This is a genomic window from Kitasatospora mediocidica KCTC 9733, from assembly GCF_000744225.1.
In the GTDB taxonomy this organism is placed as follows: domain Bacteria; phylum Actinomycetota; class Actinomycetes; order Streptomycetales; family Streptomycetaceae; genus Kitasatospora; species Kitasatospora mediocidica.
Window position 1 is genome coordinate 821,964 of sequence record NZ_JQLN01000005.1, and the last position, 21,588, is coordinate 843,551.

Sequence of the window (21,588 nt, forward strand, 5' to 3'; positions counted from 1 at the left end):
CCGGCGCTCAGTGGGTTCTCCGGTGGGAGGAGGAAGCGGAGGGGTCTGCGGCCGGGCGGGGGTGGTCGCCCCCGCCGAGCTGGTCGACGGCGTGCGGGAGCAGCGGCTCCAGCACCGCGAGCCCGTCCTTCACGCCGCCCGTGGAGCCCGGCAGATTGACGATCAGCGTGCGGCCTGCCAGTCCCGCCAGGCCGCGCGAGAGCGCCGAAGTCGGCACCTTCTCGCGGCCGTAGGCCCGGATCGCCTCGGCGATGCCCGGGATCTGACGGTCGATCACCCGGGCGGTCATCTCGGGCGTGAGGTCCATCGGCGAGATGCCGGTGCCGCCGGTGGTCAGGACGACGTCGTACCCGGCGGCCACCGCCGCGCGCAGCGCCACCTCCACGGGATCGCCGTCCGGCACCACCTGGGGTCCGTCGACGGCGAAACCCATCCGTTCGAGGCCGGCCACCAGCAGCGGGCCGCCCTTGTCCTCGTACACGCCGGCCGAGGCACGGTTGGAGACGGTCACCGCGAGCGCCCTCATGCCTCGCCCCGCGCCCAGTCGCCGCTCTTGCCACCGGTCTTGGTCAACACCCGGACGTCCTCGATGGCGGCGCCCTTGTCGACGGCCTTGACCATGTCGATGACGGTCAGCCCGGCCACCGCGACGGCGGTCAGCGCCTCCATCTCGACGCCGGTCCGGTCGGCGGTGCGGACCGTCGCGGTGATCTCGACGGCCTCGTCGGTGACCGACAGGTCGACGCTCACGCCGGAGATGGCGATCGGGTGGCAGAGCGGGATGAGCTCGGGCGTCTTCTTGGCGCCCATGATGCCGGCGATCCGGGCCACCGCGAGGGCGTCGCCCTTGGGCATGCCCTCGCCGCGCAGCAGCTCGACCACCCGCGGGGCGACCCTGACCCGGCCGGCCGCCACGGCGGTCCGGACCGTGGTGGCCTTCTCGGAGACGTCGACCATGCGGGCGGCGCCGGTTTCGTCGACATGCGTGAGGCGGTCGCCGGGGGGTGTGGTCACGTCAGTACTCCAGCAGAACGGGGTGAATACCGCGCTACCGTACCGCCCCGGGCCCGCGCAGCTGTTCTCCGTCCGCCGGGCGGGCATGCGCGTCCGGGCAGCGGGAGCCTGGCGGCCGTGCGTCGCTACGGTGACTGTCAGTCCGTCAGCAGGACGACGTCCACCGTCTCGCCGGTTCCCACCGCGACCGTGTCCTCGGGGACGACGATCAGGCAGTTGGCCCTCGCCAGCGCTCCGACCAGGTGCGATCCCTCGCCGCCGACGGGCTGGACGGTGGCGTCCGCGGCGGAGTACCAGCCGCGCAGGAACTGCCTGCGGCCGGCCGGCGAGCGCAGCGCGTCACCGCAGACCGCCCGGACCACCGGACGGTGGACGTCGGGGGCGCCCAGCATGGTGCGGATCACCGGGCGGACGAAGAGCTCGAACGAGATGTAGGAGCTGACCGGGTTGCCGGGCAGCGCCAGCAGCGGGACGCCCGCGCCCGGGCCGATCCGGCCGAAGCCCTGCGGCTTGCCGGGCTGCATCCGCAGGCGCCGGAAGTCGACCCGGCCCTGGCTCGCGAAGGCCTCCTTGACCACGTCGTACGCGCCGACGCTGACCCCGCCGCTGGTGACGATGAGGTCGGCGCGGCCGAGCTGGTCCTCCAGGACGGCCCGCAGCACCGCCGGGTCGTCCGGCACGCCGCCCACCCGGTAGGCGATCGCGCCGGCCTCCTGGGCGGCGGCGGTGAGGGTGAAGCTGTTCGAGTCGGAGATCTGCCCGGGGCCGACCGGTTCGCCGGGCGCCACCAGCTCGCTGCCCGTGGAGAGCACCACCACGCGCGGACGCGGCCGAACCCGCACCGTGCCCCGGCCGATCGCGGCCAGCAGGCCGAGCTGGGTGGGGCCGAGCCGGGTGCCGGAGTCGAGCACCCGGTCACCGGCCTTGATGTCGCTGCCCCGGCGGCGGATGTACGCGCCCGCCTCGACCTCGCGCAGCACCCGGACCTCCTCGTCCGGGACCGGGGCGCTCATGCTGTCGGCGGCCCGGCCGGAGCCGGTGCCGCCGTCGGTCCACTCGACCGGCGCGATCGCCTCGGCGCCGGGCGGCACCGGCGCGCCGGTCATGATCCGGGCGGCCTGGCCGGGCCCCACCTTCGGCAGCTCACCGGCGCCCGCCGCGATCTCGCCGACGACGCTCAACACCGACGGGTAGGTGGAGTCCGCGCCGACGGTGTCGGCTGTGCGCACCGCGTAGCCGTCCATCGAGCTGTTGTCGAAGGGCGGCAGGTCGCCGGCGGCGACCACGTCCTCGTCGAGCCGGCAGCCGTGGGCGTCCAGCAGCTGGAGCTCGATGGCGGGGAGCGGGGCGATGCCGGTCAGGACGTCGGCGAGGTGCTCGTCGACCGTCCACAGCCGGTGGCCGGGCGATTCGGCACCACAGGCGTCCGGTCCCTTGTCGGTACCGTCCGCGGCTGTGTTCTCCGTAGACCTGGTCATCGCCACCGTCGCCTTCCGATCGTCAGCCCTGCATCTCCGTGCCCACGAAGTTCTTGAGCCAGCTGCGGAACTCCGGGCCCAGGTCTTCACGCTCGCACGCCAGGCGGACAATAGCGCGCAAGTAGTCGGCGCGGTCGCCTGTGTCATAACGGCGGCCCTTGAAGAGCACGCCGTGCACCTGGCCGCCCTCCTCGGCGCCGAGCGTGGAGAGCGTGCGCAGGGCGTCGGTGAGCTGGATCTCGCCGCCGCGACCGGGCTCGGTCTTCTTCAGCACGTCGAAGACGGCCGGGTCGAGGACGTAGCGGCCGATCACCGCGTAGTTCGACGGGGCGTCGGCGACCTCGGGCTTCTCGACCAGGTCGGTGACGTGGAAGACGTCCGCGCCGAAGCCGTTGGCCTCGACGGCAGCGCAGCCGTAGAGGTGGATCTGCGACGGCTCGACCTCCATGAGGGCCACCACCGAACCGCCCAACTCCTGCTGGACCTCGATCATCCGGGAGAGCAGCGGGTCGCGGGGGTCGATCAGGTCGTCGCCGAGCAGGACGGCGAACGGCTGGCCGGCCACGTGCTGCTCGGCCACCAGGACCGCGTGGCCCAGGCCCTTCGGGTCGCCCTGGCGGACGTAGTGCATGTTGGCCAGCGAGACCGACTCGCGGACCCGGCGGAGCTTGTCCTCGTCGCCCTTGCGGGCGAGCAGCTCCTCCAACTCGTAGGCACGGTCGAAGTGGTCCTCGAGCGCGCGCTTGTTGCGGCCGGTGACCATCAGTATGTCCGAGAGGCCGGCCGCGGAGGCCTCCTCCACGACGTACTGAATGGCAGGCTTGTCGACGACCGGGAGCATCTCCTTCGGCGTTGCCTTCGTTGCCGGGAGGAAGCGGGTGCCGAGGCCGGCCGCAGGCACAACAGCCTTGGTGACCGGCATGCGGGTGTTCGTCGTCGTCATGCGTTGACCTTACTGAGGCAGATGACCGCCCTGGCTGTGGGCGAGGTTAATCGCTTGTGAACGAACCTCGTCGGCGACAGCCACGACAGTGACATTACGGGCAGCGCGACCGGTCAGGGCAGCTGGCTCAGAACCGGCACAAGGCGACAGATTACCGTGCAGACCGTTCAGCCCCTGCCGCTTGGCCGCCGCCAGCGCCCGGTCCGCCGCGCGCAGCAGCGGAGCCGCGTGGGTGCCGTCCGCCGGCAGCACCGCGATGCCGGCGGCCGCGGTCAGGCCGTTGCCCTGGCGGGAGGCCCGGCCGGTCTCCCAGACGTCGGGCACCCGGTCCAGCAGCCGGTGCCGGCGGACCGACCAGCACAGCCGTTCGGCGACCCGGGCGGCGCCCGCGGCACCGGTGTCCGGCAGCACCACCAGGAACTCCGTACCGCCGTACCGGCCCAGGGTGTCCGTGCGGCGGATCTCCACGCTGAGCCGCTGCGCCAGCTCGCGCAGCATCACGTCGCCGCGGCTGCGCCCGTGCTCGGCGTTGAGCGCCTCGAAACCCTCGATCTCCAGCAGGACGAGGGCCAGCGCGCGCGGGGCCCCCGGGGCGCCGGACTGGTGGTCCTGCGGCTGCCGGTCGTCCGACTGACGGACGCTGGGCCGACGGCAGTCCGGGGCCGGCTCAGCGCGCTGCGGATCGTCCGGGGCGCCAACGGCGGGACGGGATTCGCAGCGCGCGATCTCGCGCTCCAGGGTGCGCTGGAGGTGACGGTAGTTCCACACGCCGGTCAGCGGATCGCGCGCCGCCATCCGCTCCAGCTCCTCGCAGCGGCCCCGCAACTCGGCCAGCTGGTGCCGCAGCCCGGACTCGCGCCCCTCCTCCGCCCCGGCCGAGCGTCGCAGCCGGACGCCCAACAGGCCGGCCAGCCCGGCGAGCGGGGCGCTGAGCAGGGCGAGCGACTGCACCAGGAGCGGGGTGGGCATCGGATCGCCTTCCGGTTCTCGCACGGGCGGGGGGACAGGGGAGGATCGTGGCGACGGCCGCGGATCCGGAGGAGCAGGACTTGTACGACGATCCCTTCTACAACGACAAGGCAGGGCTGAGGTCACGGCTTCTGGCCGACCGCCGCGCACTGTCGCCCGAATGGCGGGAAAGCACCGCCACGGCCCTGGCCGGGCAGGCCCTGGGGCTGCTGCCCGCGGCCGGGCCCACGAGCGTTCCGGGCCCGCCGGAGGGCATCGGGCCGGTAGCCGTCGGGCCGGTGGCCGCGTACGTGTCGGTGGGCGCGGAGCCCGGCACCCGGCCACTGCTCGACCTGCTGCACCGGCGCGGGATCCCGGTGCTGCTGCCCGTCCTGCTGCCCGACAACGACCTGGACTGGGCCGCCTACCAGGGCGCCGAGCACCTGCTCCCGGCCGGGCGCGGGCTGCTGGAACCGGACGGGCCGCGGCTGGGGCCGGCGGCGGTCTGCGCGGCCGCTGTGGTGCTGCTGCCCGGACTCGCCGTGGACCGCCGCGGCCTGCGGCTGGGCCGGGGCGGTGGTAGCTACGACCGCGTCCTGGCGCGGCTGGACCGGGCCGGGGCGCGGCCGTTGCTGGCCACCCTGCTCTACGACACCGAGCTGCTGGAGCGGGTCCCGGCCGAGCCGCACGACCGGCCGGTGCACGCCGCCGTCACGCCGTCGGGGGTGCACCGGTTCCCGGCCTGAGCGTTGCCCGCCTGAACATTCACGGCGAGACGGCTCACGGCGTCAGGGTGAGCCGGTTCTTGGTCGCGGCGTCCACCGCGGCCTTGCTGTAGGCCCAGGGAAGCAGCTTGCCCTGGGCCCAGAGGGCGGTCTGGTCGTTGTAGTTGGCCTGGAACGCGTGCCCGGACTCGCCGCCCACGTTGATCCAGCGCGAGGCGTCGAAGTCGCTCAGGTCGACCACCATCCGCATCGACGGGATCCAGTCGACCTGGTAGCCGGACGCCGCCGTCCAGCCGGAGGCGTTGACCGCCGCCGAGCCACCGGAGAGCTGGTACGGACCGCGGTTGAGCAGCCGGTGGATGATGCCCGAGGCGAACGACGAGTTGTCGATGCCCAGGGTCTGCTCCTTGAGGTTCAGCGTGTGCAGCCGGCCCCAGTTCCAGGTGGAGATGTCCTTGCCGAGCTGGGCGGTGAGGTCCTGGCGGGCGTCCTTCATCGCCTCCTTCAGCAGGTTGTCCAGACCGTGCTGCTGGACGTGGTTGGAGTCGATGTAGTCCCACCACTGGCTGTTCGGGTTGGCGAGCTGCTGGCGCACCACCTCGGTCCAGCGGTCCCCACCGTCCGGCTGGGCCTGGTTCGCGGGCCGGGTGCCGCACTGGGTGACCACCTTGGTCTCACCGCCGACCGAGCCGAGCGGCTGGTTGGCGTCGACCTTCTGCTGGACCAGCAGGCAGTCTCCCTGGGCCCGCACACTCGCCGGGAACTTCTGGCCGAAGGCGAGGATCAGCAACTGCCGCCAGACACCGTTGTAGTAGGCCGCGGCGGCCGAGTCGGCGTCCTGGTTGTAGTTCCAGTCCTTCAGCAGGTCCTGCGCCTGGCGGACGTACGGATCGCTGACCTGCTCCTTCAACAGCATCGGCACCAGGGTCTTGGCCATCACGCTGGTGTTGTCCATCTGGATGGACTGCATGTCGTCGGGGGAGATCCGGCCGCCGTTCTGCAGCCGGGCCTGGATCTGGTCGCCGATCTCCTTGGCCCGGGTGCCGTACTCCCAGTCCGAGGTCAGCAGGTAGGGGTAGCTCTTGTCGGTGACCGCCTGGTTGGCGGTGACGATGTAGCCGGACGAGGGGTCGAAGACGTTCGGCAGCGAGTCGAAGGGGATGGTGCCCTTCCAGTTGTACGCCGGGTCCCAGCCCAGAGCCGGGTAACTGCCGTCGCCGAAACCGCGGATCGGGATCACACCCGGGGCCTGGTAGCCGATGTGGTTCTTGGTGTCGGCGTAGATCAGGTTCTGTGCGGGGACCTCGAAGTTCTTCGCGGCGGCCCGGAAGTCGTTCCAGTTGGCGGCCCGGTCCAGCGCGAAGACCGCGTCCATCGTCTTGCCCGGGGTGAGCGCCGTCCACTTGAGCGCGACGCCGTAACCGCTGGTCCCGCGGTCCGGTGCGGAGTTGCCGACCGGCGCGTAGGTGCCGACGTTCTGCTCCTCGGTGCTCTGGTCCGAGATGAGCGGTCCGTTGTTGGTGGTGCGGACGGTGATCGTGCGGTCGGCGCCGCCGGCGACCTTGATGGTCTCCTGGCGTGTGGTGAACTTCACGTCCTGGCCGTTGTACAGGTACGTGTCCGGGCCGGTGACCTTCTCCAGATAGAGGTCCGTCACGTCGGCGCCGAGGTTGGTGAAGCCCCAGGAGATGTTCTGGTTGTGGCCGATCACCACGCCGGGCATCCCGGAGAAGGTGAAGCCGGTGGTGTCGTACTGGCAGTTGCTGTTGACGACCCGGCAGTGCAGGCCCATCTGGTACCAGACGGACGGCATCCCGGGGCCCAGGTGCGGGTCGTTGGCCATCAGCGGCTCACCGGTGGTGGTGTGGCTGCCGGAGACCACCCAGGAGTTGGAGCCGATGCCCTGCCCCTGCGGGCCGAGCAGCTGCGGCAGCGCGTCCACCGGACCGGACAGGCCCTGCAGCAGGGAACTCGTCACGGCCGCGGCCTGGGTGGTGCCGGTGCTGGACGACGACTGGTTGACCGCGTTGACCGGCTGCTTGTAACCGCCCGGGCCGACCGTGCCGGTCTGGCCGACGATGGTCCCGTTGCGGTCGTACGGGTAGGACGGGTAGAGCTGGGAGATCTGGTCCTTGCTGAAGTCCTGGGACAGCAGCGAGCGGTCGATCTCGTCCTGGACGTTGCCGGAGAGGTCCCAGGCCATCGCCTTGAGCCAGGCCACCGAGTCCACCGGGGTCCACGGCGCGGGCTTGTAGCTGCCGTTCACCGTGCCGAGCAGCGCGTACTCCAGCGAGGCGCTCTTGCCGCCGGGGTGCTGGGCGAGCCAGGCGTTGACGCCGTCCGAGTAGGCCTGGAGGTACTTCTTGGTCTCCGGCGACAGCACGGTGTCGTACTCCTGCTGGGCGACGCCGTGCCAGTCCATGGTGCGCAGGAACGAGTCGGTCTGCACCTGGCCGGCCCCGAACATCTCGGAGAGCCGTCCCGAGGTGATGTGCCGTCGGACGTCCATCTCCCAGAACCGGTCCTGGGCCTGGACGTAGCCCTGGGCCTTGAACAGGTCCTCGGAGGTGTTGGCGTAGATCTGCGGGATGCCGTTGGCGTCCCGTTCCACGTCCACCGAGGCGCTCAGCCCGGAGACCTTGATACTGCCGCTGAGCTGCGGGAACGAGGCACGCACGGTGTCCACCGCAAACCAGCCGCCGGCGGCGGTGCCGGCCACCAGGAGCACGGCGAGCACGAGCACGATCAGACGAGCGCGCCGGAACTTCTTCGAGCGGGGCATCTGGGTCCTAGCAACAGGGAGCAGGGCGACGTCACATTCAGCTGGGCGGCCGTGACCGGTCACCACATTAGGCCGACTCAGGTGGCGCAGGTGCACCGGGGACGCTCACGGTGGATCCCTAGGGACCCTATCGGCCGGTTCTGAGGACTCCTCGCGGGCTCCCGGAAAACGGGGGATTCAAAAGAGTAGGTAAAATGTTAGACTGGGTAACGACACCTCAGCTAACCCGTCGTCGGTCGCAGCGCCGCGCCGACTGATGCTGCGAGGTGTCCCGTGATCCTCCTGAGCCGCCTGCCAGCCTTCCGTGCCCGCGACCCCGAGGTGCCCCTGCGTTGACCGTCGACCATCTGAACAAGTTCCTCCTCGAGTTCTCCGTGATCCTCCTGGTCGCGGTGGTCGCGGTCCGCATCTCGACCCGTTCGGGGCTGCCCAGCCTGCTGCTCTACCTCGGCATCGGGGTGGTGATCGGCCAGAACGGACTGGGTGTCACCTTCAACGACGCCGAGCTGACGCAGGTCATCGGCTATGCCGCGCTGGTGGTCATCCTCGCCGAGGGCGGGTTGAAGACGAGCTGGCCGGCGATCAAGCCGGTGATGCCGGCCGCCACCGTGCTGGCCACCTTCGGGGTCGCGATCAGCGTCTTCGTCACCGCCGCGGGCGCCCACTGGCTGGTCGGCCTGGACTGGCGGATGTCCCTGCTGCTCGGCGCCATCGTCTCGTCGACCGATGCGGCGGCGGTCTTCTCGGTGCTGCGGATGGTGCCGCTGCCGCCGCGGCTGACCGGCCTGCTGGAGGCCGAGTCCGGGTTCAACGACGCCCCGGTGGTGATCCTGGTCGTCGCCTTCGCCACCACCGGCCCGTTCGACTCCTGGTACGTCCTGGTCGGCACGATCATCGCCGAGCTGGCGATCGGCACCGCCGTGGGCCTGGCCGTCGGCAAGGTGGGGTCGTACGGACTGCGGCACGTCGCGCTGCCCTCCTCCGGCCTGTACCCGATCGCGGTGATGGCACTGACCGCCCTCGCCTACGCGGGCGGCGCGCTGCTGCACGGCTCCGGCTTCCTGGCCGTCTACGTCTGCGCGGTGCTGCTGGGCAACGCCAAGCTGCCGCACGGACCGGCCGTCCGGGGCTTCGCCGACGGGCTCGCCTGGATCGGGCAGATCGGCATGTTCGTGCTGCTCGGCCTGCTCTGCAACCCCGACACGATGGGCTCCGCGGTGGTCCCGGCGCTGGTGATCGGCTTCGTACTGGTCTTCGTGGCCCGACCGCTGTCGGTGGTGCTCACCCTCACGCCCTTCCGACTGCCCTGGCAGGAGCAGGCGCTGCTGAGCTGGGCCGGGCTGCGCGGGGCGGTGCCGATCGTGCTGGCCACCATCCCGCTGGTGGCCGACGTGCCGCGGGCGCAGGACGTCTTCAACATCGTCTTCATCCTGGTCGTGGTCTTCACCCTGCTCCAGGGGCCCACGCTGCCCTGGCTGGCCAAGCTGTTGAACATCTCCGAGGGCGCGATGGGCCAGGACATCGGCATCGAGTCGGCGCCGCTGGAGCATCTGCAGGGCCAGCTGCTGTCGGTCTCGCTGTCGGCGACCTCGCGGATCTCCGGGGTCGAGGTCAGCGAACTGCGGCTGCCGGCCGGCGCCGCCGTCACGCTGGTGGTGCGCGCGGGCAGCAGCTTCGTGCCCGACCGCACCACCGTGCTGCGGGCCAACGACGAGCTGCTGGTGGTCACCACGGAGGCGGCCAGCGAGGCGGCCGAGCGGCGGCTGCGCGCGGTGGACGAGGGCGGGAAGCTCGCGGGGTGGCTCAGCGGGCGGTGACGTCACCGATCGGGCGGCCAGTCGATCGCAGCTCTTGGCGGGCTGTTCACCTTGGGTTGGCAGGGCCGAGCGCGGTGGAGGCTCTACAATGGCGGTAACTACGTATCTCTATACATCCGCAATATCTGCCTGAAGCAGAGTTGGCGCGACCGCTCGGCGGCCGCGGTCCGCAGCACCATCTGGCCTCCCGCTTCCACGAACCAGCCAGCCGGACCCGGTATCAACCCCGGTCGACGCGCGAGAGGACTACTCTCGGCGCCGTCGGGGCTTTCCCATACCCGGCGCGCGCTACCAGGCAGCAGGAAGGACCGACCGTGGCGGCCCGCCGAACGGTCGAAAACCCCGCTGTACCCACCCGTGTCGGGTACCTCACGCTGCTCCGCACCCCGGGCGCGTGGACGTTTCTGCTCCCCGCCTTCGCGGCGCGGCTCCCCTTCGCCATGCTGAGCCTGGGCATCGTGCTCCTGGTGTTCGACACCCAGGGTTCGTACGGCACCGCCGGCGCGGTCGCGGCGGTCTCCGCCGTGGCACAGGCCCTGGTCGGACCGCAGTCCGGTCGGCTGGCCGACCGCTTCGGGCAGGCCGCCGTCCTGGTGCCGAGCGTGCTGGTGCACGCCGTCTCGGTCGGCACGCTGATCGCGCTGGCGCTCGGCCACGCGCCGGTCTGGACGCTCTTCCTGGCCGCCGCACCGGCCGGCGCCACCGTGCCGCAGATCGGCGCGATGGTCCGGGCCCGCTGGGTCTCCAAGCTTTCCGACCAGCCTCCGGCGCATCTCAACACCGCGTTCGCCTTTGAGTCGGTCACCGACGAGTTCACCTTCGTGGTGGGCCCGGTGCTGGCCACCGCCATCGCCACCGGCATCGCACCGGCGGCCGGCCTGGTCGCCGAGGCCGCGCTCACCCTGGTCGGCGGGCTGGCCTTCGCCGCCCAGCGCCGGACGGCTCCCGTACGGCACCCGCACGAGCCGGGCGCTGTCCGGGTGTCCGCACTGGCCTCCCCCGGCGTGCGGCTGCTGGCCGGCTCGTTCCTGGGCGTCGGCACCGTCTTCGGCGCCATGCAGGTGTCCGTGACGGCCTTCGCCGAGGCCGAGGGCCAGGCCGGCGTCAGCGGCACCGTCTACGGGATCTTCGCCGGCGGCTCGATGCTCGCCGGCGTGCTCTACGGGATGGTCGCCTGGCGGCGCTCGGCCCGGCAGCGGATGCTCGGCAGCTACACCCTGCTGGTGCTGGGGTGCTCGACGCTCTGGGCGATGCCCGACCTGACCTCGCTGGCCGTGGCCGGCCTGGTCTGCGGACTGGCCATCGCACCGACGCTGATCACCGGCTACACGCTGGTCGAGACGCTGGTCGCGGACGGCGCCAAGACGGAGGCCTTCACCTGGCTCACCGGCGCCATCGGGCTGGGCCTGGCGATCGGCTCGACCGTCGCCGGGCAGCTCATCGACGCCCACGGGCCGTGGACCGGCTTCCTCGTGCCGGTCGTCGGCGCCGGGCTCGGGCTGGTGGCGCTGGTCACTTTGCGGCGGCTGCTGGTCGCACCGGGGGCGCGCACCCGTACCGTTGCCATGAGCGCGCCGGCCAACCAGCGGCTCGCCGGGGTGACCGAGAACTGATCCGTCCGGCTCGCTGCGCTCGTCCCGCGTCGTACCCCCTCGATGCCGCCGACCGTGGTGACCAGGGCGGGCGGCGGACGACCGGCCCGGCGACCAGCCGGCGACCAGCCGGTGGCGGCGCCGCCGTGCCCGACAACGGCGGCGCTGGACTGATCCCGCGGAATGCCGCATCATGGACCGTCGTTAGCACTCATCAGGCGAGAGTGCCAGGAGGAAGACAAGTGCCCACGTACCAGTACCAGTGCACCGAGTGCGGCAACGGCCTTGAGGCGGTGCAGAAGTTCACCGACGAGGCCCTGACCGTATGCCCGCAATGCGAGGGCCGGCTGCGCAAGGTCTTCTCCGCCGTGGGCGTGGTCTTCAAGGGCTCCGGGTTCTACCGGACCGACAGCCGGTCGTCCTCCAGCAGCTCGGTGGGCTCGGCGTCGACCAGTGGCGGGAAGTCCGGCGGTGAGTCGTCGTCCGGCTCCGGCGCCTCGACTTCGGCTGCCTCGTCGAGCTCGTCGTCCGGCTCGTCCGGCTCGTCCGGCTCGTCCGGTTCCTCGTCGACGTCTTCGTCGTCCGGCTCGGCCAAGTCGGGAAGCAGCGCCTCGGCGAGCTGACCCGGGCTGACTCAGGGCTGACTCAGGCCTCCTGCGACTCTCGAACAGAGGGTGGCAGGAGGCCTTTGCCATGCCTGGGCCCGCCGACCATCGTTAGGCCGTACGGGTGGGGTCGGTTGTCCACAATCGCCTGGTTATCCACAGGAAATCGGCGGGGTCTGGGCGGGGGTGGACGGCGGCGGCAAGCTGATCCGGCCAGCAGTTCTCTCCTCCCCACCGAGGCGGTGCCGGACATCATGACCACCATCACGCCGACCCCAGAGCCCGCTTCCCGCCCTGTTCCCGTGGCAGCGGCGAGTCATCGCGCGCACCAGCCGGCGCCGGAGTCGGCCTCGGCCGTCCCCGCCAGGCGCCTCGTTCCGGAGTTCCGCCCGATCCGGTGTCGGGGTGGTGGGCGGTATCGCCTCCAACAGGCGGTCCGGCACCGACCCGGGGTGCTGGTCACGGGGCTGCTGGCGGCCGCCGCCGTGATCGGCGCCGGACCGCTGCGGACCGGACCGCCCCCGCCCGCACTCTCGACGAACACGCAGACGGTGGCCGGACCGGTCGGCTCACCCCGATGTGCCTCCGGGCACTGAACCACATCCCCGCATCGTCCACACGAAACCTGACAATTCACCCGTAACCGATCACAGGGTTCATCGTTCACGGGGCGTGAAAGGCTTCAAGGAATTCATTCTTCGCGGCAATGTCATCGATCTCGCGGTCGCCGTCGTCATCGGCGCCGCGTTCACCAACATCGTCAACGCCTTCGTCAAGGGCATCATCAACCCCCTGGTTGGCGCCTTCGGCGCCAAGGACCTGGACTCCTACAGCTCCTGCCTGAAGGGCCCCTGCGTGATCAGCGCGAGCGGTGAGGCCACGTCGGGGATCCCGATCTTGTGGGGATCCGTGCTGAGCGCGATCCTGCAGTTCGTGATCACCGCAGCGGTCGTCTACTTCTGCCTGGTTCTGCCCGCCGCCAAGTTCATGGCCAAGCGCAGGACCCCGGACGAGGTGTCGGCCGAGGCCGACGCCAAGGAGATCGTCCTGCTCACCGAGATCCGGGACGCGCTCGTACGCCAGTCCTGACCCGCGCTCCTCCCTCCCCCGTCCCCCCTACTCAACCTGTCCCCTTCGCCGTCCCCAGGCACCGAAAGAGCCTGGGCCCGTACCGGCCCAGGCTCCGCGCATCCGTACACGCCCGTATCCAGGCCCACGTCCGCGTCCCCGTCCCCGTCACGTCGTCCAGGTTGCGGCGCTCGCTCAGCCTCCGTGGTGCGGGGGGCGCTGGCTCACGTACCAGTCCAGTCCACGTCCCGCACCGTCCTCGCCCCAGCCGGCGTCGGTGTCATCGCTGGTCTGCCGGCTGAAGGGGTCGCTGAAGACGAGCTTGGCCGCCTTCGCCGCAGCGGCGGCCTCGGCGGCATCCCGCTTCACGGGCGCCTGCTCGGCCTCCGTCGTCCCGGCCGCCGCATCCGCGCCCTGCTTCTTGTCCTGCTCAGCCATCGCCCTGCCTCCGGTTCGGTCACTCCCCTCCAGCCTAGGTCCTGCCCGCCGACCCGCCTTCGCCCCCGACGCGTCGCCAACGACGCCAGAGGGGCCAGGGAAACGCCCTGGCCCCTCTGCGACGACATCCGGTCGTCCGGTCGTGCTGTTCTACCGTCGTTCTGTCTGTGCTGTCTGTGCTGTCCCTGCTGCCGTTGCTGCCCTGCTGCGGCACCGGCCAGTGGTCAGCGCCGGCTGGATCAGCCCAGCTCGGCCTTGAGGAAGTTCGCTCCGTTGTAGGAGCCCCAACCGGTGACCTTGTCGTAGCCGGTGCCCGCGCTGTACGCCCCGTTGTTGCCGGACTTCACGTCGTGGAAGGCCGACGCGTAGCTGCTGGAGGAGGCCAGCGTGTAGATCGTGCTGTTCGCGAATCCGAAGGAGGGCTTGCCCTTGGCCTTCGCCTCACTGTTGTAGACCGCCGCGAAGGCCGCCCAGTTCGGCGCCGCCGCGCTGGTTCCGCCAAACTCCTGCCAGGAACCGGCGGTGTAGATCGCCCAACCGCTGGAGGGGTTGGCGTCGGCCGCGACATCCGGCACCGCGCGGTACGTGCCGGTGTTCACCTTGCTCTGGAAGCTGGGGGTGTTGAAGAAGGAGGAGACCCCGCCACCGCTGCCGGACCAGGCGGTCTCCTTGCTCCACGCACCGCCGGAGGTGCTCAGCGTGGTGCCACCGACACCCGTGGTGTACGGGTCGGAGGCCGGGAAGTCGACCGACGTGCCACCGTTGCCGGCGTCGTCGGACCCGCTGTCGCCGGAAGCCGCGAAGACCGACTGGCCCTGGGCCGCGGCCTCCTTGAGGTCGGCGTCCACCGCGACCCGGTTGGACGGCGTCTCGCTCGCCTCGTCGGTGCCCCAGCTGATCGAGATCACGGGGACGTTGTCGCTGACCAGCTGCGAGTAGACCGCGGTCTCCCCGGCGTCACTGTTCGGGGCCTCGTAGACCTTGATCGCCGAGCCGGGCGCCAGGGCCTGCACGACCTCGATGTCCAGCTCGACCTCGTCCTGGCCGGACAGGTCCGTGGTGCCGCCGGACACCGCGACCACCGACGGGGTCGACGGGTGCAGCGAGTACTGCTTGTCGTAGGCGCTGATGTTGGACTGCTGGAATCCCGAGAACTCCAGCACGGCGACGGTCGAACCGGCGCCGGTGTAACCGGCGTTGATCGTGGAGGTGAGGTTGTAGGCCGAGCGGGCCGTGGTGGGGTTGAGGCCCGCGGAGACCTTGGAGGAGGTCGCCGGAGTCGCCGCCGGGGTGCTGAAGTGGGTGTACTTGGCGTAGTTGTTGAGCCCCGCGACGTCCGTCACCACGGAGGCGATGTCGGTCGGCAGCACGGGCGCCGTGACGTTGGCGAAGTAGCTGCGGCCGTCCTGGCTGTCGCGGTAGTTGGCGAGGCTGGTGCCGAAGGCCTTCTGCACCTGCGCGGCCGTGCCGCTGGCCTGGATGGTGAGCCGGTTCGCGCTGACCTGGCCGACCGTCAGCCCCTGCGACGCGAGGTACCCGGACACCTTGGCGACGGTCTCCGGCGTGGCACCGAACCGGGCGGCGAACTGGTCCACCGTCAGGTAGTGCTTGTACTGCGCCGACTGCGGGTCGCTCGCCTGGGCGAGGAAGGTGTCGAGGCCGGCCGTGTCGCGCTGGGCGAGGCTGACCGCGACGGATATCTGCTGCCCGGCATCGACCGCACTGGTCCGGACCGAGTGGTTCACCGCCGCCACGACGTCACCGCGCAGCGCAGGGAGCTGCTGGGCGGCGGGCTGCGCGGCGAAGGCCGGCGAGACAGCGAGTGCGAGGATCGGCAGGGGTGCGGCAAGGAGGCCGATGAGGGGCCTGATGCGGGACTTCACTGATGTCCTCCTGGGACGGAACGATCGGCGGTGGGGCACCGGCCGGCACGGTTCGCCGGACTCGGCGCTCTGAACCCGGAGTGGATGACTCCACGCTAGGTTTGTCGATCCACCGTCAAAAGAGGGGTATCCCCTGCTGTCCATGTGTCACAGCGGTGTCCCCGGATGTCGGAATGCCTCGGCCATGTGAACGCACATTCCCGCCTCACCGCGGGCTCTGCGACGTCAGCCCTACCAGGTCACCTCTGAATCGGCTCTGAGTCGGCTCTGAGTCGGCTCTGGGTCAGCGCTGGGTCAGCGCTGGAACTCTGTGTCGCGTCAGCCACGCGTCAGCCACGCGTCAGCGCCGGGTCAGGTCTGCGCCGCAAGGGCCCGCGCGAGGGCCGCGCGGGAGCGCACTCCGAGCTTGCGGTAGACCCGGGAGAGCGTTCCCTCCACCGTTTTGACGCTGACGAAGAGCGCCGCCGCCACCTCGCGGTTGGTCGCGCCGTCGGCGGCGAGGCCCGCCACTCGGTGCTCGCTCGCCGTCAGCCGGCCACCGTCCGCGCCCGGACCGCCGCCGCTGTGCTCCAGCCGCTCCAACTCCCGTTCCACTCGGGCCAGCAGCGGGAGGGCCAGCCTCTCGGCACAGATCTCGCGGGCCTGCGCCAGCGCCGCGCGGGCGGCCGCGCGGTGCCGCGAGCGTCGCTCGACCGATCCCACGGCCATCAGCGTCCAGGCGACCTCCAACGGCAACCCCGCTGCGTGGAGCCGGTCGACGGCTCCCCGTAACAGGAAGACCGCCTGCAGGGTGTTCCCGAGCCCCGCCTGCGCCAGCCCCTCCGCACGGTCCACCGCGGCCCTGGCGCTCCCGCTGAAGCCCTCGCCCCACCCCCGCTCCACCGCCCGTGCCTCGGCCAGCACCTTGGTCGCCTCCCCGTACTCCCCGAGCACCACCAGGCTCTCGGCCAGGGACGCGAGGCGCCGTACGGAGTCCGGGTCCGCCATCCCCAGCCGACCCCCCAGCCGTCGGGCCTCCTGGAGGGCCTCCACGCCCGCCGCCACCGCGACCGCGTCCCCCGAGAGCAGGTGCACCGCGCCCACCGCGCCGAGCGCACGCACCTGGTGCAAGCGGTCTCCGTCCGCCGCCGACACGGTCGCCGCGTACGAGGCCAACTGCCCGGCCCGCAGCAGGCCACCGCCCGCCAGCTCGGCCACGGCCCATGCGTGCAGCACCGGGCCGGCCCCGGCCGCACCCCCCACACCGCCGTCAGTCCCGGTTCCGGCGGGCTCGGCGAGAGCTCTCCCGGCCGGCGTCCTGCGCAGCCCCTGTCCACCCAGGGTCCGCGCGAGCGCGACGGCGGACGCCTCGGGTTGCGCGCCGATCCCCGCGAGCAGGTCGCTGAGCCGGGCGGCGGAAAGCATCGCCGACACCGCGTCACCGGCTGCCGCCTGGGCCCTGATCAACAGGGTCAGCGCCTCGACGACGTCCGTCAGTCCGGCGCCGCCACCGGCGCTACGGGTGAGCGCGGCCAGCCGCACCACGGCGGCGCCCACCCGGTCGGCATCGAGGTCGGCGGCCGCCTGCCTGCGCTGGAGCTCCCAGCTGACCGCCTGGCCGGCCCGCCCGTGCACAGCCGGCCCTGCAGAAGCCGCAACCGCGGTCGCGGTCGCGGTCGCGAGTGTGCGACGGGACTCGACAAGCTGCCCCCGCAGCGCCTGGACCGTCGAGAGCACCCCCAGGGCCGCCGCCCGCCCTGCGGAATCCCGCACGGTGTCGGAGAGTTCGACGGCGACCGCGGCCTCCTCGGCAGCGTGTGCGAACCACCCCGTGACCAGCGAACGTTCCGCCGACCAGCGGCGCAGGTCGACCTCGGCCTCGACCAGGCTCGCGCTATCGGTCTTGGTATCGGTCTCGGCCTCCCGGTCACCGGCGGTCGGCCCGGCGCCGACCGCCGGACCGCAGCCCATCGCACCGCGGTCCAACCCGAGGCCGCGCAGCTCGGCGATCCCCGCGGCGATCAACTCCCGTGCCCCTTGGGGGGGCTGACCGGACGTGCGGAGCACCAGCACCCTGGCCCGGGTGCGAGCGGCGACGGCGTGCGGCGGCTGCGCGTCCACGTCCAGCAGCTCGCAGGCGAGTGCGCGGGCCTCCTGCCTGCGCCCGGCGTCATAGGCATACTGCGCCGCCGTCAACAGCCGTTCCGCGCGCACACCGGGAGCGGCGGCAATGGCCGCAGGGGCGAAGGCGGTCGCGCGGGCGGAAGCCGCGGGGTCGTGCGGCGGGGGGACCGGGGTGTGGCGGATCGCCAGTCGCGCCAGTTCGTAGGCCTCCGAGGTCGCACCCCGGTCGCGTGCCCGGGTCGCGGCGGCCGCGAGCGCCGCCGCTGTCGCCTCGTCGGGTTCGCCGGGCCGGGACAGCGCGAGTTGGCGTGCCCGTTCGGCCGGGTCGGCGGCTGCGGCGGCGAGCGTTCGGCGGACGGCGGCCAGTTCGGCCGGCGCGGCCTCCGCGAGCAGGACGACCCGGGCCAGCGGATCCCCGAATCCCACCTGTCCCGTCCCGCCGCCCGCGTCGAGTACGAGCAGGCCGGACCGCAGAGCGGGCGCGAGCAGTAGCAGCGGGTCCCCGCCGCCGACGGCCGTCCGCAATCCGGCGACAGTCGGGCGGGAGGCGGCCGCGACGAACAGCAGGATCCGGCGCTGCTCCGCCGACAGGTCCCGCATCCGGCCGAGGACGAGTCGGCGCAGGCGTCGCGGCACGGGCCCCACGCCGTCCGCGCCGAGCCGGAAGCCCATCCGCGCGAGGTCCAGGGCGTAGCGCGGGTTGCCTGCCGCGACCTGCTGAACGTCACGCAGGACCGCCGCCGGCACAGGTCCGCGCCGGTCCCGGACGAGCAGTTCGGCCGTCGCCGCCGGTCCCAGCGGTGGCAGGACGATTTCGACGGTGTCCACCGGGCACACCTCCCGCCACCGCGCCGGCGCCCGCCCGCCCTCGAACCACCCCGCCCGGTCGCCCGACGCCGCACCGACCGAACCGCCCGGACCGAGCGGCTCGGCCCGCCGCGACAGCCCCGGCGGCGCGGTCCGCTCGGTGGCCAGCACCCGGATGCCGAGCCGCCCGGTCCGGCGCAGCACGAAGCGGAGCACCTCGGCGCTGGGCCCGTCGAGCCACTGGAGTCCGTCCAGGACGAGCAACAGGCCGGCCGGCCCCTGGGCCAGGGTCCGCAGGATCTGGAGCAGCCCGACCCGCAGCGCCAGCCGGTCGAGGTCCGAGCCGGGGCTCCGACCGCGGAGCAGCGCGCCGCGCAGCGCCGCGCGCTGCCCGTCCGGCAGGCCGTCGAGCAGCGCGTCCAGCCGCTGTTCGGGAAGGTCCGCGAAGAGGTCGACGAGTCCGACGTACGGGAGGGCGCGCTCCTCCCCCGAGGGCGCGCAGCGCAGCACCAGCACCCCCGACCTGGTGGCCCGGGCAGCCAGGTCGGCCGCCAGCGCACTCAGTCCGATTCCGGAGGGACCGGAGAGCAGCACCGCCCCCGCTGTCAGCAGCGCCTCCCGCGCGGCCCGCAGTTCCGGGTCCCGCCCGACCAACTGTCCCGTCCCGCCCGGCCGTCCGGCACCCCACCCCGTCCGGGCTTCGGCCTCCCCGTCCCCGCCCCGACCCCGCCCCCGACCCCGCCCGTGCCGGTGTCCGCGTCCGTGTGCGTGCGCATCTCTCGGGCCCACCCCTCCGCCGGATCTCGCACCACCAGGCAAGCGCCATGCCCCTGACATCTCGCTCGGCAACGGAATGCCCATCTCAGCCCCGCCGCCAGCGGCCCGTCAATAAGCGTGACGGACTACGGGCCCATGGGAAACAGAGCGTTCACGCCCGCTTGACGATGATTGACGCGCAGTCACAACGGAGACCGGTTCGCGCCGGGAGAACACAACGGCGGACCCCGGCACGACTCCCGCGAGGGGGTCCTACCGGGGTCCGCCAGAGACCGGCTGCGGAATCAGGCCGCTTCGAAGCCCGCGTGGTCGGCGATCTTCTTCAGCTCCGCCAGCGCGTGCTTCTCGATCTGGCGGATCCGCTCCCGGGTGAGCCCGTGCTGCTTGCCCACCTCGGTGAGGGTGCGCTCACGGCCGTCCTCCATCCCGTAGCGGGAGCGGATGATGGAGGCCGTCCGGTCGTCGAGGCGGCCGATCAGGTCGTCCAGTTCCTCGCGGCGGAGCATGACCATCACGGCGTCCTCCGGCGAGACGGCACCGGTGTCCTCGACCAGGTCGCCGAACTGGGTCTCGCCCTCGTCGTCGACGGCCATGTTGAGGCTGACCGGGTCACGGGCCCAGTCCAGCACGTCCTTCACCCGGGCCTCGGTGGTGTCCAGCTCGGCGGCGACCTCGGAGGGGTCGGCCTCACGGCCGAGCTCCTTGGACTTCTCGCGCTGGACCCGACGGATCCGGCCGAGTTCCTCCACCAGGTGGACGGGCAGCCGGATGGTGCGGGACTGGTCGGCGATCGAGCGGGTGATCGCCTGGCGGATCCACCACGTGGCGTAGGTGGAGAACTTGAACCCCTTCGCGTAGTCGAACTTCTCGACCGCGCGGACCAGGCCGGCGTTCCCCTCCTGGATCAGGTCGAGCAGCGGCAGCCCGCTGCGCGGGTAGCGCCGGGCGACCGCCACCACCAGGCGGAGGTTCGAGCGGATGAAGACGTCCTTCGCCCGCTCGGCGTCGGCGGCTATCGCCTCCAGCTCCTCGCGGGTCACCCCCTGCGGCAGCGGTACCGGCTCCGGCGCGACGCCCTCGTCGGGCGCGCCCGTGGAGCTGATGCCGTCGGCCGCGTTCAGCAGGTGCTGGGCGTAGACGCCGGCCTCGATGCGCAGCGACAGCTCGACCTCCTCGGCGGCGTCGAGCAGGGGCGTCCTGGCGATTTCGTCGAGGTACATACCGACCAGGTCGCGGTCGGCTTCAAAGTTGGTCGGGCGGGCCGTACGAGTCCGGTCGGCCCTGTCGCGAACGACGGCACGGGTGGCCATTCTTGCTCCCTTGCTGGTGATGCCGGGTCTGCTCTCGGCGACGACACGCCTTCCTCTATTGCGGGCCCCCGGGGAGCTCGCACGTAACAATCCAACGTGCAGAAACCGGACAAGATTCCCAAGTCGCTCAGATTCTTCGCGCGATGCAGTACCCTGCACACTTTCACTCGCGATATGAACGATCCGTGACTGATCCCGCACGCGGGGTGGAGGGAGACCCACTCCAACCCGGCACTAAGCAGGGACCGCTACCGCAGCGCCGACTACCGCAGTGACAGGAGAACGCCCAAGAGGCGCGGATCGATCCCCGACTCCCGTCGGCTGCCCCCGCTTCATGCGGACAAACGATGCCGAATCGCGATGCGTCCCCCATCGGATCGGCATGCCGCCCTGGGAAGGTGTCAGTCATGCACCTGACCGACGCCGGCGCCCGCGAGCTCCGCTCCCCCCATGCCCGGCTCCCGCGCTACGCGGTGGTCGCGCTCACCGCCGCCGCGCTGTTCGGACTCCTGCTGCTGCTGATCGACGGGGGCTGGGCCCCGCTGGCCCACCTGGACACCGGCTGGAGCAGCGGTCTGCACGACTTCGCCCGCCGGCACACCGCCTGGACCGCCGCCCTGCAGACCCTGACCACGCTCGGCAGCCCGGTCGTGATGCGCACGCTGCTCGGCCTGGCGGCCGGCTGGCTCTGGATGATCGGCGCCCGCACGCTGGCCGGCTGGACGGCGGCCCAGGCGCTGGTCGGCTGGCTCGTCGAGTGGGCGGCCAAAGCGGCGGTGGACCGGCCGCGCCCGCACTTCCCGGACCCGGTGGCCGTCGCGGCCGGACCGGCCTTCCCCTCCGGCCACGCGATGGCGGTGGCCGTCACCTCGGCCGCCCTGGCCGCCCTGGTCTGGCCGCAGGCGGCCAGGTCCGGCCGCATCGCGGCCTGCTCACTGGCCGCACTCGCCACCCTCGCGATCGGCTTCACCCGGATCGCGCTCGGCGTGCACTGGCCCAGCGACGTCGTGGGCGGGTGGTTCCTGGCGGCCGCGGTGCTCGGCACGACCACCGTCGCCGTCGAGTTGTGGCACCCCGGCGCGCTCGCCCGCGACGTCCGCCGGGTGAACTGGCGAACCAGGCCGCGGGTCCAGCGCGTCCTTGCCTCCGCGGTGCCCTTCCCGGAGCTGCCGCACCAGGGGGAGTTCGACGCGCGGAGCCTGGACGACCAGTGAGATAGCTCACACAGGTGATCTCTCGGCTCGCGGGGAGGAAAAGAGGACAGTGCCGCATGAGCCACCGCAGTTCACGTTGATTCG

Annotated in this window: 16 protein-coding genes; 6 read left to right on the forward strand and 10 right to left on the reverse strand. The window is 72.0% G+C overall.

The features are described 5' to 3' along the window. Positions 1 to 7: 7 nt before the first annotated feature. The 5 genes from BS80_RS17700 to BS80_RS17720 all read right to left on the reverse strand — a co-directional run bounded on the left by BS80_RS17700 (position 8) and on the right by BS80_RS17720 (position 4,404). Positions 8 to 526 carry a MogA/MoaB family molybdenum cofactor biosynthesis protein gene (locus tag BS80_RS17700; protein ID WP_035798531.1) on the reverse strand — a complete coding sequence of 173 codons (519 nt, stop codon included), beginning with the start codon at positions 524 to 526 and terminating at the stop codon, positions 8 to 10. Further along, positions 523 to 957 (reverse strand): cyclic pyranopterin monophosphate synthase MoaC, encoded by a 435-nt coding sequence (gene moaC / locus BS80_RS17705; RefSeq protein ID WP_051967128.1) that lies wholly within the window; start codon positions 955 to 957, stop codon positions 523 to 525. The genes BS80_RS17700 and moaC overlap by 4 nt, the downstream gene beginning before the upstream one ends. A 194-nt stretch (positions 958 to 1,151) precedes the next feature. Then, a complete protein-coding gene (gene glp / locus BS80_RS17710) occupies positions 1,152 to 2,492 on the reverse strand; it encodes a molybdotransferase-like divisome protein Glp (RefSeq protein WP_035798534.1) in 1,341 nt (446 codons plus the stop codon). 22 nt (positions 2,493 to 2,514) lie between these two features. Beyond that, the gene (gene galU / locus BS80_RS17715; protein ID WP_035798536.1) at positions 2,515 to 3,435 is read right to left on the reverse strand and encodes a UTP--glucose-1-phosphate uridylyltransferase GalU; all 921 of its coding nucleotides are present in this window, start codon (positions 3,433 to 3,435) and stop codon (positions 2,515 to 2,517) included. A 9-nt stretch (positions 3,436 to 3,444) separates the two neighbouring features. Further along, positions 3,445 to 4,404 (reverse strand): GGDEF domain-containing protein, encoded by a 960-nt coding sequence (locus BS80_RS17720; RefSeq protein ID WP_051966738.1) that lies wholly within the window; start codon positions 4,402 to 4,404, stop codon positions 3,445 to 3,447. 47 nt (positions 4,405 to 4,451) lie between these two features. Here BS80_RS17720 and BS80_RS17725 point away from each other — a divergent pair, with 47 nt between their 5' ends. Then, positions 4,452 to 5,129: a 5-formyltetrahydrofolate cyclo-ligase gene (locus tag BS80_RS17725; RefSeq protein WP_232246518.1), complete on the forward strand. Its 678-nt coding sequence runs from the start codon at positions 4,452 to 4,454 to the stop codon at positions 5,127 to 5,129. A gap of 34 nt (positions 5,130 to 5,163) precedes the next feature. Here BS80_RS17725 and BS80_RS17730 read toward each other — a convergent pair whose 3' ends face one another. Then, a complete protein-coding gene (locus tag BS80_RS17730) occupies positions 5,164 to 7,890 on the reverse strand; it encodes a penicillin acylase family protein (RefSeq protein WP_035798538.1) in 2,727 nt (908 codons plus the stop codon). Between the two features lie 332 nt (positions 7,891 to 8,222). Between BS80_RS17730 and BS80_RS17735 the strand changes: the two genes are divergently transcribed. The 4 genes from BS80_RS17735 (at position 8,223) to mscL (ending at position 12,993) form a co-directional block, all read left to right on the forward strand. Next, a complete protein-coding gene (locus BS80_RS17735) occupies positions 8,223 to 9,707 on the forward strand; it encodes a potassium/proton antiporter (RefSeq protein ID WP_035798540.1) in 1,485 nt (494 codons plus the stop codon). Positions 9,708 to 10,021: 314 nt separating this feature from the next. Further along, positions 10,022 to 11,320, forward strand: a complete 1,299-nt coding sequence (locus tag BS80_RS17740) for an MFS transporter (protein ID WP_051966739.1) — start codon at positions 10,022 to 10,024, stop codon at positions 11,318 to 11,320. A gap of 221 nt (positions 11,321 to 11,541) precedes the next feature. Next, complete coding sequence (locus BS80_RS39450) at positions 11,542 to 11,922, forward strand: FmdB family zinc ribbon protein (RefSeq protein ID WP_083974846.1); 381 nt, start codon at positions 11,542 to 11,544, stop codon at positions 11,920 to 11,922. Between the two features lie 654 nt (positions 11,923 to 12,576). Continuing rightward, positions 12,577 to 12,993, forward strand: a complete 417-nt coding sequence (mscL, locus tag BS80_RS17750; protein WP_035798543.1) for a large conductance mechanosensitive channel protein MscL — start codon at positions 12,577 to 12,579, stop codon at positions 12,991 to 12,993. Between the two features lie 174 nt (positions 12,994 to 13,167). On the opposite strand, the gene BS80_RS17755 is transcribed toward mscL, so the two are convergent. The 4 genes from BS80_RS17755 to BS80_RS17770 form a co-directional block, all read right to left on the reverse strand. Continuing rightward, positions 13,168 to 13,410, reverse strand: a complete 243-nt coding sequence (locus tag BS80_RS17755) for a hypothetical protein (protein WP_035798545.1) — start codon at positions 13,408 to 13,410, stop codon at positions 13,168 to 13,170. 239 nt (positions 13,411 to 13,649) lie between these two features. After that, complete coding sequence (locus BS80_RS17760) at positions 13,650 to 15,293, reverse strand: S53 family peptidase (protein ID WP_035798548.1); 1,644 nt, start codon at positions 15,291 to 15,293, stop codon at positions 13,650 to 13,652. 351 nt (positions 15,294 to 15,644) lie between these two features. Beyond that, positions 15,645 to 18,857 carry a helix-turn-helix transcriptional regulator gene (locus BS80_RS43560; protein ID WP_051966740.1) on the reverse strand — a complete coding sequence of 1,071 codons (3,213 nt, stop codon included), beginning with the start codon at positions 18,855 to 18,857 and terminating at the stop codon, positions 15,645 to 15,647. Positions 18,858 to 19,264: 407 nt separating this feature from the next. Continuing rightward, positions 19,265 to 20,290: a sigma-70 family RNA polymerase sigma factor gene (locus BS80_RS17770; RefSeq protein WP_035798550.1), complete on the reverse strand. Its 1,026-nt coding sequence runs from the start codon at positions 20,288 to 20,290 to the stop codon at positions 19,265 to 19,267. Positions 20,291 to 20,697: 407 nt separating this feature from the next. On the opposite strand from BS80_RS17770, the gene BS80_RS17775 reads away from it, so the two are divergent. Further along, positions 20,698 to 21,504: a phosphatase PAP2 family protein gene (locus BS80_RS17775; protein WP_051966741.1), complete on the forward strand. Its 807-nt coding sequence runs from the start codon at positions 20,698 to 20,700 to the stop codon at positions 21,502 to 21,504. The last annotated feature ends 84 nt before the right edge of the window (positions 21,505 to 21,588 follow it).